General features: G+C 62.0%; 8 protein-coding genes. 5 read left to right on the top strand and 3 right to left on the bottom strand.

Annotation, left to right across the window (positions count from 1 at the left end; translation table 11 throughout):
• Positions 1-196: 196 nt before the first annotated feature.
• On the top strand, positions 197-658 hold the full coding sequence (locus tag ACR0DA_RS07940; protein ID WP_170368670.1) for a host attachment family protein: 462 nt from the start codon (positions 197-199) through the stop codon (positions 656-658).
• A gap of 48 nt (positions 659-706) precedes the next feature.
• Here ACR0DA_RS07940 and ACR0DA_RS07935 read toward each other — a convergent pair whose 3' ends face one another.
• On the bottom strand, positions 707-1,258 hold the full coding sequence (locus ACR0DA_RS07935; RefSeq protein ID WP_480753523.1) for an LOG family protein: 552 nt from the start codon (positions 1,256-1,258) through the stop codon (positions 707-709).
• Between the two features lie 126 nt (positions 1,259-1,384).
• Here ACR0DA_RS07935 and ACR0DA_RS07930 point away from each other — a divergent pair, with 126 nt between their 5' ends.
• Both ACR0DA_RS07930 and ACR0DA_RS07925 read left to right on the top strand, forming a co-directional pair.
• The gene (locus tag ACR0DA_RS07930; protein WP_480753521.1) at positions 1,385-2,800 is read left to right on the top strand and encodes a LysM peptidoglycan-binding domain-containing protein; all 1,416 of its coding nucleotides are present in this window, start codon (positions 1,385-1,387) and stop codon (positions 2,798-2,800) included.
• A 76-nt stretch (positions 2,801-2,876) separates the two neighbouring features.
• A complete protein-coding gene (locus tag ACR0DA_RS07925; protein ID WP_480753520.1) occupies positions 2,877-4,682 on the top strand; it encodes an ABCB family ABC transporter ATP-binding protein/permease in 1,806 nt (601 codons plus the stop codon).
• A 61-nt stretch (positions 4,683-4,743) separates the two neighbouring features.
• Here the strand turns inward: ACR0DA_RS07925 and ACR0DA_RS07920 are convergent, their stop codons facing one another.
• Entirely contained in the window at positions 4,744-8,520 is a 3,777-nt protein-coding gene (locus ACR0DA_RS07920) for an efflux RND transporter permease subunit (protein WP_480753519.1), read from the bottom strand.
• Entirely contained in the window at positions 8,517-9,743 is a 1,227-nt protein-coding gene (locus ACR0DA_RS07915; RefSeq protein ID WP_480753518.1) for an efflux RND transporter periplasmic adaptor subunit, read from the bottom strand. The genes ACR0DA_RS07920 and ACR0DA_RS07915 overlap by 4 nt, the downstream gene beginning before the upstream one ends.
• A gap of 226 nt (positions 9,744-9,969) precedes the next feature.
• On the opposite strand from ACR0DA_RS07915, the gene ACR0DA_RS07910 reads away from it, so the two are divergent.
• Positions 9,970-10,641 carry a hypothetical protein gene (locus ACR0DA_RS07910; RefSeq protein WP_480753517.1) on the top strand — a complete coding sequence of 224 codons (672 nt, stop codon included), beginning with the start codon at positions 9,970-9,972 and terminating at the stop codon, positions 10,639-10,641.
• Between the two features lie 46 nt (positions 10,642-10,687).
• Positions 10,688-12,010 (top strand): PQQ-like beta-propeller repeat protein, encoded by a 1,323-nt coding sequence (locus ACR0DA_RS07905; protein WP_480753516.1) that lies wholly within the window; start codon positions 10,688-10,690, stop codon positions 12,008-12,010.
• The last annotated feature ends 36 nt before the right edge of the window (positions 12,011-12,046 follow it).

Genomic DNA, 12,046 nt, shown 5'->3' with positions numbered 1-12,046 from the left:
TTGCCGATACGTCAACTTTTGCGCGCATGCGCCGTTGCAAGACGCCAAAGAGTGATTAGCTGTTAGTTGCGGGAGGAGAGAACCGCCAAAACCAAAACAATGAGGGAATAGCTGCCAAATTGTGCCGTGGGTGCAAGGTGTTGGCTGTTCTTGTTCGGGCGGGGGACGGCCACGAAAACCACAACGGGAGATCGCAATGGTCGCACTTGCACAGGGTACTTGGGTCATCATCGCCGACGGGGAAAAAGCGCTGTTCACGGAAAACGTGACGGATGCTGAGAACCCCAATCTGGTGGTCGTATCGGTTGAGGAACAGGATCATCTCGCCGCGCGGGGCAAGCCCTCGGATCGGGCGGGACGACGAAACGATACCGGGCCGAACCAGAAATCTGCGGTGGAAGAAGACACCTGGCGCACCCATGCCAAGTCCCTGTTCGTTCAGGATGTGGCCAATCTGCTCAACAAAAAAGGGCTGAAGGGCGCGTACAAGCGGCTTGTTCTGGTTGCCAGCCCACAGGTCCTGGGCCTGCTGCGCCGGCGCCTACACAGCGAAGTTCTGGCCAAAGTCGTAGCCGAAGTCGACAAGACCCTGACCAATCATCCACTGCACAAGGTCGAAAAGGTGCTGCAACGCCAACTGCGCACCTCGACCGCCTGATCTTACTGGTTCGGGACTCACGGGCGGGGAAGCCGCCCGTGAGTCCTATTATTTCAATAACTTGCGCAATTCGTCCATCGCGGACTCGGCGTCGTCGACCCAGGTAATGAAACGGGCCAAGGAGGCATCCGCAAAACCTGCGTCGATCACCTGATTCAAAAGCGTGTGAAGCGCGTCCCAGTATCCGTCCACATTCATCACCAGAATGGGTTTGTCATGCAGGCCCAACTGGCGCCAGGTCAGCGCCTCGAACAGCTCGTCCAACGACCCGGGTCCGCCGGGCAGCACGACCACGGCATCCGCATTCATGATCATGACTTTCTTGCGCTCGTGCATCGTTTCGGTGACCACGAAACGCGTCAGATCTGTTTTTCCCACTTCCCGCCGGAGCAGATGAACCGGTATCACGCCGAAGGTTTCGCCTCCGGCCGCTTGCGTGGCCCGGGCGACTTCGCCCATCAGGCCCACGTCACCCGCACCGTAGACCAGCCGCCAGCCTTCGGCGGCCAGCAGCCGTCCAAAGGTGCCTGCGGCCTTTGTGTAGGCCGAATTCGCGCCATTGCGTGACCCGCAATACACACAGATCGATTTCTGGGACATCAAACAGCGACTCCGGGGTTGTGTCAGAGGTTTTGACCCGTGATAGCGGGATTGGTAAATTGGCTCAACCGTTCGGCGGAAAGCTTTTGAGTCAAGGCATTTGCGCTGCGGAGTGAAGGAAAAAACATGGACGCCAAATCGGGAAGCGGTAGGTCGGGTGCATTCGTCTGGGGTATCCTTGCGGGTATCTTGGCTGTGATTGGCGCCGGGGGCTTGTATCTTTCGGGTGTTTTCGGTCCTGCGCCGCAGTCTGAACCGTCCACTACAGAAGAGGCCGTCGCCGCAAGCGCCAGCGAAGAGGCGACTGAGCCAGCCGCCGCACCGGCACCAAGCCCGGATGCAGAGGACTCGCAGGTCGTTGCGGAACCTGACAACGCGGACGAGGTTCAGACCTCGACCGAGACCGAAGAAGCAACCGCTCCGGAAGCCGAAGAGACAACTTCGGCCGACGAGCAGACTGCGCAGGACGCGACGGTTGAAGAACAGCCGGCAGAGGCTGCTCCCACACCCGAGGCTAACGCGGCCGCAATTGCTCCGACGCTCGACCAGATATTCGTGGAGCCCGACGGCAATGCGCTTCTGTCCGGCAAAGGCGACCCGGGCAGTCAAATTCGTATCCTGCTGGATGGCGAGCCGATCCACAGCTTCACTGTCGATGGCAGCGGCCAGTTCGCCGAGTTCGTCACCATCCCCTTCAGCGAGGCCGCGCGAGGTCTGGTTCTTGAAGCCGGTGACGGTACCCGGTCTGCGCAATCGGATGACTATCTGATTGCCGCGTTGCCCAAGCCGCCTGCGCCACCCGCTAAGGACGAGCAAGTCGCCAGCACGGACACCGAAGCGCAGGACGAAACGGCGGAACAGCCGTCTGCGGCCGCAGTCGCAGAGGACACCGAGGTCGCGCAAGCGGACGAGACCGTTTCCGGGGCGCAGGACGAAGAAGCAACCTCACCCGAGGCCACGACCGAGACTCAATCCAGCGAAAGCCAGCAGGTGGCCGTTTTGCGGTCCGGTGAGGAAGGGGTTGAGCTTGTCCAGTCGCCGTCGTCCGAAGACGCGTCGCCCGAGCAGGTTGCGCTTGATACGATCGGCTATTCCGACGCTGGCGATGTCCAATTGTCCGGCCGTGTGTCCGAGGGTGCTGCGGTTCGGCTCTATCTGAACAACAAGCTGGTGGCCGATATCACGCCAGGGCAGGACGGTGATTGGCGCGGGGAAATCCAAGAAGTCGATCCCGGTGTCTATACGCTGCGCGTTGACGAAGTCGACACGGACGGAACGGTGCTGAGCCGTCTGGAAACGCCGTTCAAGCGCGAGCCGGTTGAAGTTCTGCAGGCGGCCGAGGCGCAGGATGCGGTGCCGGGCGCCGACCAGAGCACGCCGATCCGGTCCGTTACCGTGCAAAAGGGCGATACCCTGTGGGCGATCTCGCGAGAGCGTTTTGGCGACGGTGTTCTGTATGTCCGCCTGTTCGATGCGAACCGCGACCTGATCCGCGACCCCGACCTGATTTATCCGGGCCAGGTCTTCACCATCCCGGAATAAAGGCTTAGGTCTTGCGGGGCCGGGTTTTCGCCCGGCCTCGAAGCTTTCCGGGTCAGACATGAGAAGACTTGCGCCTATGCATTCCGCAGACATGCCACAGATGGACGAACGCAAGTCGGGTTGGCTGACTATCCGAAAAGTGGCTCCGTACCTGTGGCCCGAAGATGAGCCGTGGGTCAAACGGCGGGTGGTCTTCGCGATGGCCATGCTGGTTCTGGCGAAGTTGATCGCGGTCTATACGCCGATCCTGTACAAAGGCGCGGTTGACGCGTTGGCGGGCGAGGGCGTGCCGCCTTTGGCGCTGGGCGCCGTAGGGCTGACCGTGGCCTATGGCGTGGCGCGGATGATGACGGTGGGGTTCCAGCAGTTGCGCGATGCGCTGTTCGCGCCGGTGGGGCAACGCGCGCTGCGGGCGCTGGCGCTGGAAACCTTCCAGCACATCCACCAGCTCTCGATGCGCTATCATGTGACCCGCCGGACGGGCGGCCTCAGCCGGATCATCGAGCGCGGGGTCAAGGGCGTGGAGTTCCTGCTGCGCTTTCTCCTGTTTTCGATCGGCCCTCTGATCCTTGAACTGCTGCTGGTGGCGGTGGTTCTGATGTGGCTGTTCGACGTCTGGTACCTGGTTGTGGTGGCCGTCACCATCGCGCTGTACATCTGGTTCACCTTCACGGTCACCGAATGGCGCGTGAAGCTGCGGCGCGAGATGAATGACCAGGATACCGAGGCCAACCAGCGCGCCATCGACAGCCTGCTGAATTTCGAAACCGTCAAGTATTTCAACGCCGAACGGCGCGAAGCTGAACGATATGACGTGTCGATGAAGGCCTATGCGCAGGCCGCGTTGAAAACGGCATACTCGCTGGCCTTCCTGAATTTTGGTCAGTCCTTCCTGATCACTTGTGGCCTGATCGGAGTGATGGTTCTGGCCGCGATCGGCGTTCAGAACGGGCAGTTGACGGTGGGCGATTTCGTGATGGTCAACGCCTACATGATCCAGATCACCGTGCCGTTGAACTTTCTGGGCACCGTCTATCGCGAGATCCGGCAGGCCTTGGTTGATATGGGCCAGATGTTCCAGCTGCTGGAGCAGCCGGCCGAGGTAGTGGACAAGCCAGACGCCAAACCGCTGCAGATTACCGAAGGCCGGGTCGAACTGGACGATGTGCATTTCGGCTATGACCCGGACCGCGAGATCCTGCGCGGCGTCTCTCTGGTGGTGCCGGGGGGGCAGACCGTGGCCATCGTGGGCGCGACCGGCTCGGGCAAATCCACCATCGGTCGGTTGCTGTTCCGGTTCTACGACGTGACCCAGGGCGCGTTGCGGATCGACGGGCAGGATGTGCGCGACGTGACGCAGGAAAGCCTGCACGCCGCCATCGGCGTGGTGCCGCAGGATACAGTGCTGTTCAACGATACGATCCGGTACAACATCGCCTATGGCCGCGAGGGGGCCTCGCAGGCCGAGATCGAAGCCGCCGCAAAAGCCGCCCAAATCCACGACTTCATCATCTCTCTGCCCGAGGGGTACGAGACCAAGGTGGGAGAGCGTGGCCTGAAGCTCTCTGGCGGCGAGAAGCAGCGCGTGGGCATTGCGCGGACGCTGTTGAAGAACCCGCCGATCCTTCTGTTGGACGAGGCCACCAGCGCGCTCGATACCGACACCGAGCAGGACATCAAGGATGCCCTGGCCCGCGCCGGCGAGGGGCGTTCGGTGATCACCATCGCCCACCGCCTGAGCACGATTGCCGAGGCCGACCAGATCGTCGTTCTGGAAAAGGGCGAGATCATCGAGCGGGGCACCCACGACGAGTTGCTGCGCCGTGAAGGGCGTTATGCCCAGCTGTGGAATCGCCAACAATCGGATACGCAGGCGGCCTGAAACCTCTGCGGCTAAGGTCTCAAACAAAAAACGGGCCGGCAGGACCGGCCCGTTTCCTGTGTTACTCTGCCGCTTTCAGCGGATGTCCCGGTGTGTCGCCCGCGCTTTCCTCGGCATCGGTGGCCTCGACCTCGGTCCAGATGATCTCGGTTGCCTGCATCCGGCGGGCCGAGTCTCCGATCGCCATGTCCTGCGCGATCTGGCTGGACTTTCCTGCAGTGACCCGCGCCATCAGTTTGCCCAGCCACACGGCATAGGTGGTCACCCACACCCGCAACGCCAGGAACGAGGGCGTCACGATCAGGGTCAGAACCGTGGCGATGCCCAGGCCGAACACCACCGCCGTCGCCAGCTGTTTCCACCACAGCGCGGTGGGGCTATTGATCGAATAGCCGCCGTTGATGAAGTCCAGTGACAGGCCGAACATCATCGGCGTCAGGCCCGCCATCGTGGTCAGCGTGGTCAGCAGAACCGGACGAATCCGCGCCTCGGCCGTGCGCACGATGGCGTCGATCCGGGGCATGTAGCGGCTGTATTCCTGGTAGGTGTCGATCAGAACGATGTTGTTGTTCACCACGATCCCCGCCAGCGCAACGATGCCCGTCCCGGTCATGATGATCGAGAAGGGTTGTTGCATCACCATCATCCCGATCAGCACGCCGGTGGTGGACAGAACCACCGCCAGCAGCACCAGCACCGAGTTGTAGAACGAGTTGAACTGCGCCAGCAGGATCACGAACATCAGACCCAGCGCGGCCAGGAAGGCGCTGGAGAGGAAGGCCTGGCTCTCGGCTTGGTCCTCCTGGTCTCCGGTCCATTCCCAAGTGATCGTGTTGGCAAAGGGCTGAGTGTCCAGCCACTCGGTCAGTACCGCGATCCGCTCGTTCGGGTTGATCAGCGTCAGGCGGGCGTCGCCGTCATCAATGGCGGCCTGCACCTCCTGGAGGGTGTCCTCACCGGTCAACTGAACCAGAGAATAGGCCGTACCATCGGCACCGTTGACCGTCGCACCTTCAGGTTCCGAGCCTTCGGTCACTTCGCGCACCACGGCCAGCCGCTGCTCTCCGTCCGGGGTGTCGATCACCACTTTGCTCAGGCCGGGTTCCACATCGGCCTTGACGTCGTAATAGCGCTCTTGATCCACGCGATTGATTTCGGCCAGCTTTGCCACCGGTTTGCGGGTGATGAAGTTCGACAAGGGCACCAGCCCGTCCGGTGTACGCACCTTGAGCGTATCCAACGTTGACAGGACCCGATCCTGATCGGGCAGGCGGACGCGGATCTCGATCTCTTCATCCACGCTTTCGGGGCGCATTTCGCCCAGCAGGATGCCACGGGTCACCAACTGCACCATCGCGCCCACGGTTGCCACGTCGGCCCCGAACCGGCCGGCCTTGGCCACGTCGACGTCGATCTGCCAATCGATGCCGGGCAAGGGCAGGGTGTCCTCGATCTTGATCAGGCCTGGGGTGTTTTCGAACACTTCGCGCGCGGTCAGCGTGGCGCCGGTCAGGTCGTCCCAGTTGTCGCCCTTGATCCGCAGGTGCACGGGCTTGGCCGATGCCGGACCCTGTTCCAACGGCAGGATCTCGACAACGAAACCCGGCAGCTTGGCCAGTTCGGCGTTCAACTGCTCGATCACGAAATCGCCGTCATACTCTGGCGCGACGGTGTGCTTGTCGAACAATCCGCCTGCGACAGGTTCTGACACGTTCGGGCGATCCTCCCACGGGATGATCTCGAACTGCACGCGGCCCACCGTGTCCGCCGGAGCCTGCGCCCCGCCGTTGTTCTGGTTCAGGCCGCCTTCACCGGCGAACGAGAACACGTTGATCACCGCCGGATGCTGGCTGATCACCTGTTCGGCCTCAAAGACCAGCGCGTCCTTTTCGGCCAGCGACAGGTTGCCCCGTGCGCGGACATAGGCGGTGGCCTGTTCCGGCTCGCTTTCGACGAAGAATTCAACACCGCGGTTGTTCTGACCGTACATGGTCATCACCGTCATCACCGCAAAGCCTACCGCCACGATCGAGACGATCGGCATGATCGGATTGCCGACCAGGAACTTGATGACATAGCCGAAGGGCGTATGCTCCTTGGCTGTGTGGACACGTTCGTCCGGCTTGCGCTCGATCCGGGCTGCGCTCAGCGTGACCGATCCGGCGAAGGCGCCGAACAGGAACAGAACCGCGCCCAGCAAGAACCCACCGCCTGCGCCTTCCGGCAGTAGATACGTGGGGTTCAGCAGCTGCATTGCGCCCAGGAAGATCATGTAGACCGACGGCGGAACCAAGACGGCACGCACCCACCACGGCGTCCGCGCGCGCAACCAATCCGAGCTGCGGTCGAACACGCGGCTTAACCGGCCCGAGACACCGCCCATCACCGGCAGGTAGATCAGCGCCACGATCAGCGAGGCCGACAGAACGAAGATCAGCGTGACCGGCAGCATCCCCATAAACTCGCCCGGAATGCCCGGCCAGAACAGCATGGGCAGAAAGGCGCACAGCGTCGTAGCGGTTGACGAGACGATGGGCCAGAACATCCGCTGGGCTGCCTCGACATAGGCGTGCATCGGGCCGACGCCTTCCTTGATGCGTTTGTCGGCATACTCCACGACCACGATGGCGCCATCGACCAGCATCCCCACGGCCAGGATCAGGCCGAACATGACGATGTTCGAGATGCTGACCCCCATGATGGCCAGGAATGCGAAACACAGCAGGAACGAGGTCGGAATCGCGAAGCCCACCAGGAGTGCCGCACGTGTACCCAGCGAAGCCAGTACCACGATCATCACAAGCGCGATGGCTGTCAGGACCGAACCTTCCAGCTGGCTGACCATCGAGCCGACGATGCGGCTCTGGTCATTCGACGTGCCGACATTCACGGCAGCCTGCAGCTCGGCCGGCCACTTGGTCTCGGCCTTGGCGACGGTCTCTTTAACCTGCGCCACGGTGTCGATCAGGTTGAAACCCTTGCGTTTGACGACCTGCAGCGCCACGGTCGGTTCGCCGTTGAACCGGGCGGTCCCTTCGCGGTCTTCGAAGGTGTAGTTGATCTCGGCCAGTTCGCCCAAGGTCACGACCCGGTCGCCATTGACCTTGATCGGCAGTCCGTAGACATCCTGTGCGGTCTTGAAGGACGAAGGAATCTTGACCGAAAACGCACCCTGTTCGGTCTCGACCTCACCGGCGGCGATCAGCTGGTTGTTGTTCTGCACGACGTTGATCAGCTCGGCCGCGGTGACGTTGTACGCCTCAAGCCGCAGCGGATCGATGACCACTTCCAGCATTTCATCGCGATTGCCGGCGATCCCGGCCTCAAGGACCGAATCCAGCGCCTCGAGCTCATCCTGGAGGTCCTTGGCGACCCGCGCCATCGTGCGCTCAGGCACGGCACCCGACAGGTTCACGATGACGATCGGGAATTCCGAGAAGTTGATCTCGGTCAGCGTGTATTGCTCGGCGCCTTCGGGAAAGTCGGCCTGTGCACTGTTCATCGCGTCGCGCACGTCAGCGGTAATGGCTGTCTTGTCCCAGCCAAAGTCGAACTCAAGCGCGATACCCGCATAGCCCTCGGCGGCGGTGGCGGTCATCTCTTTCAGGCCGTCCAGATCCGCAAGCTCGGTTTCCATCGGCTTGATCAGCAGGTTTTCACTGTCTTCGGCCGAAATGCCCGGAAACTGAACCGACACGAACAGGGCCGGAATCTCGATGTCCGGCTCGCCTTCTTTGGGCAGGCTGACATAGGCAAACCCGCCGATGATCAGCGAGATGGCAATGAATGCCAGAACCATTCGGGCCCTGTCGGCGGCCCAGCTGACTATGCCAGTCATTGGGAAACGTCCTTGTAGGTGGGCGCTACGACCACACCGGCGGTCACGAACTCTTGTCCGACCACGATGATGTCTACGGTTTCCGCAAGACCGCCGACCCATACACCGTCGGCCGTGTCACGCAACAGGCGGATGGGTACGAAATCGACGACATTACCGGCTCCGACCGTCCGAACGCCCAGCTGACCTTCATTGTTCAGCGTCAACGCCGATTGCGGCAGCAAGTGAGCCTTGGCGCCTTCGGCCGCGATGCGGATACTTGCGGTCTGCCCGTCCCGGATCAGAAGCTCGGGGTTGGGAACGGTGATTTCCACCTCGAACGTGCGGGTGGTGTCGTCCGCCGAACGGCTGAGGAAGGTCACGCGGCCCTCGACCTGCAATCCGGTCACCAATTGTGCCTGCGCCGGAGCGCCGACGGTGACACGGTTCACTTCGGTTTCGGGAACAAAGCCAACCAGCTTGATCGGATCAAGCTGGATCACGGTCGCGCACAACGATCCGGGCTGCATCAGACTGCCCAATTCGGCGGCATCGCTTTCCAGAAGGCCCTGAAACGGGGCCTCGATGGTGATGCGGTCCAATTCCAGTTCGGCAGCCGCAACCGCCGCCTCCGCCGCCTCGATGCCCGCCTCCGTAGCCTTCAACTCGGCCTCGGCCGCCTTGATACCGGCCTTTGCGGTACTCATCTCGGCCTCGGCCGCGATCCGCCGGGTTTCGGAGCCGAAGCCAGTTTCCGAAAGTTTGCGGGCTGCAATCAGGTTTATTTCGGCCTCGGCAACGCGCGCATGCGCTTCCTCCAGCCGTGCTTCGGCTTCGGGCACACGGCTTTCCGCCTCCAGCTTGGCAGCCTTGGCTTGGGCAAGCTGTGCCGGGCGTGAGCCGGGATCCAATTCGCACAGCAGATCGCCGGCCTCGACGAAGGTGCCCTTACGCTTGGGTTCCGAAATGACGGTTGACGTGGTTTCCGCCAAAACTTCGACCTGACGGATTGCTTTGGTTTCACCGCGCAGCAAAACCGCGCTGTCGATTTCGCGCGCAGTGGAGCGCAACGCAACAACCCCAACGGCCTGCACGGCCGAGGCGTCGTTTGCCTCAGCGCCAGCGTCAGACTGGCTCGCAGCATCTTCGCGACCGGCAAATGCAAACAGGGCATCGCGCTCGAAAACCACGAAATACAATGCAACGATGACCAATACGGCGTTGACGAGGGATATCAATCGCATGCCGCTATTCTCCTTAAAATATTATGTCCGCACAAATGCCGGTGGGCACGCAATGACATGGGGGCGTGCGTGCGCGAAGTCCATACTGAACTGAATAGTTTGGTTTGATTTTTTTCGCAAGAGCGCCCTGACGCTGAGCAATTGTGCATTTCGGGTACTTGGCTTGCTGATGGTGCCGGGGTATGACATGGCGCCAGAAAGCTGAATGCAACGCCCGGGGGCAGGAATGAGCGACGTCGACAGTTTCATTGATGAGGTCACCGAAGAGGTGCGCCGCGACCGGCTCTATCTGCAGCTGCGTCGATGGGGCTGGGTCGGAGTTCTGGCCGTTGTTCTGATCGTGGGCGGTGCGGCTTTCAATGAATACCGCAAGGCGCGCGACGCCAGTCAGGCCCAGAAGCTGGGCGACGATATTCTGGCCGCGATGCAGCTGAACGACGCTTCCGCACGTGCGGATGCGTTGGCGCAGGTCATGGCCAATTCGGCCGGCGAGCAGGCTGTTTTGGGCTTTCTCCTCTCGGGCGCATTGTCCGAGTCGGGATCGGCCGAAGAGGCGGTTGAACAGCTGAATGCGATTGCAGTTCAGGGTGACCTGCCGGAAATCTACCGCTCGATCGCTGCCTTCAAGGCCCTGTTGTTGCAGTCCGAAACCATGCCCGCCGCCGAGCGCCGGCAACAGTTCGAGGCGCTGGCCGCTCCGGGCGCGCCGCTGCGTCTGCTGGCAGAAGAACAACTGGCCCTGATCGACCTCACCGATGGCGACACTCAGGCCGCGCTGGAACGTCTGCAGGCCATCCGTCAGGATGCAGAGGTCAGTGCCGACATCCAGCAGCGTGCAACCCAATTGATCGTCGCGCTGGGCGGAACGCCCGAACCGATCACCGCACAGCAGGGTTGATACGCGGCCCATTTCAGTGAACCAATACAGGCGAGTTCGGAGTTTCATGGCAAAAAAACTATTTTCCCGATTTGGTTTGCCGGTCGCAGCCCTGGCGCTGACGGCGCTGAGCGCCTGCGAGGAACCCGAAGTGATCCTGCCGGGCGAGCGTGAAGACATCCGCCCGGCCCAGGATCTGGAAACCGTTCAGACAACCGGTGCCAAACCGATCAGCCTGCCGGCCGCAAAGCGCAATGCCGAATGGTCACAAAGCCCGGGCACCGCGGCTTTCCGTACCACCAACGCGGCGCTCAGCCCCGCGCCGCAGCGCATCTGGTCAACCTCGATCGGGGCCGGCGACGGGCGCAAGCAAAGGATCACCGCTGATCCGGTTGTCGCAGGTGGCCTGATCTACACCCTAGACGCGGCGGCAACCGTTTCCGCGGTTTCTCCTCAGGGGCAACTGGTCTGGAGCACAAACCTGGTCCCTGCCACGGATGGCGAAGAGCAGGCGACCGGGGGCGGCATCGCCTATGCAGACAATACCTTGTACGTTTCGTCCGGTTTCGGCCGTCTGACCGCTCTGGATGCGCGCACCGGTGGTATTCGCTGGCAAAAGAAACTGAACGCGACCGGTAGCGGAGCACCGCTGGTTTCTGGCGGCCTGCTTTACCTTGTGGCGGGGGATCAGACCGGCTGGGCGGTTGATGCAAAGGACGGGCGCATTGCCTGGCAGATCGAGGGCACGCCCAGCGTCGGCAATGTCCTGGGGGCTCCGGCGCCGGTATTGGCGAACGAGTTCGCAGTCTTTGCGTTTGGGTCCGGTGATGTGGCGGCCGCTTTCCGAAAAGGCGGAATCCGTCGCTGGAACGCGTCGGTCGCCGGCGGCCGCAGGGGGCGGGCCGCAGCGCAGATCGTGGATGTGACGGGCGGCCCGATCGTATCCGGAAACTCGATCTACATCGGCAACCACTCAGGACGCACGGTCGCCTTCGACGCCAGCTCGGGCGAACGGATCTGGACCGCTTTCGAAGGCGCGGTCGATACCGTCTGGCCGGTCGGCAACAGCGTATTCCTGATCAGCGACCGCAGCCAGTTGGTGCGGTTGGACGTGTCAGACGGGTCTGTGGTCTGGGCCATCGACCTGCCGGGCTTCGTCAAGGACAAGCCCAACCGTCGCGGACCGATCTTTGCGCATTACGGCCCCATCATGGCGGGTGGACGCATCGTCATCGGCTCGAACGACGGTTATCTGCGGTTCTACAACCCTGTCGACGGCACGCTGGTGCATCAGGTCGAGGTTCCGGGCGGGGCGACAACGGCACCGGTGGTTGCGAACCAGACCCTCTACGTGGTTTCGACCAAAGGGCAACTGCACGCTTTCCGTTGACGACAAGATGCGTTAAACGGCGCGTCTGAGTCTTGA

Source organism: Ruegeria sp. CI8 (assembly GCF_056536865.1).
The sequence above is the reverse complement of the archived record's forward strand: the minus strand, read 5'-3'. Positions and strand labels throughout refer to the sequence as shown.

Bases quoted from the DNA above. Each gene is read 5' to 3' on its own strand.
- ACR0DA_RS07935 (WP_480753523.1), bottom strand. From the start codon at position 1,258: ATGTCCCAGAAATCGATCTGTGTGTATTGCGGGTCACGCAATGGCGCG.
- ACR0DA_RS07915 (WP_480753518.1), bottom strand. From the start codon at position 9,743: ATGCGATTGATATCCCTCGTCAACGCCGTATTGGTCATCGTTGCATTG.
- ACR0DA_RS07905 (WP_480753516.1), top strand. From the start codon at position 10,688: ATGGCAAAAAAACTATTTTCCCGATTTGGTTTGCCGGTCGCAGCCCTG.
- ACR0DA_RS07925 (WP_480753520.1), top strand. From the start codon at position 2,877: ATGCATTCCGCAGACATGCCACAGATGGACGAACGCAAGTCGGGTTGG.
- ACR0DA_RS07910 (WP_480753517.1), top strand. From the start codon at position 9,970: ATGAGCGACGTCGACAGTTTCATTGATGAGGTCACCGAAGAGGTGCGC.
- ACR0DA_RS07930 (WP_480753521.1), top strand. From the start codon at position 1,385: ATGGACGCCAAATCGGGAAGCGGTAGGTCGGGTGCATTCGTCTGGGGT.
- ACR0DA_RS07940 (WP_170368670.1), top strand. From the start codon at position 197: ATGGTCGCACTTGCACAGGGTACTTGGGTCATCATCGCCGACGGGGAA.
- ACR0DA_RS07920 (WP_480753519.1), bottom strand. From the start codon at position 8,520: ATGACTGGCATAGTCAGCTGGGCCGCCGACAGGGCCCGAATGGTTCTG.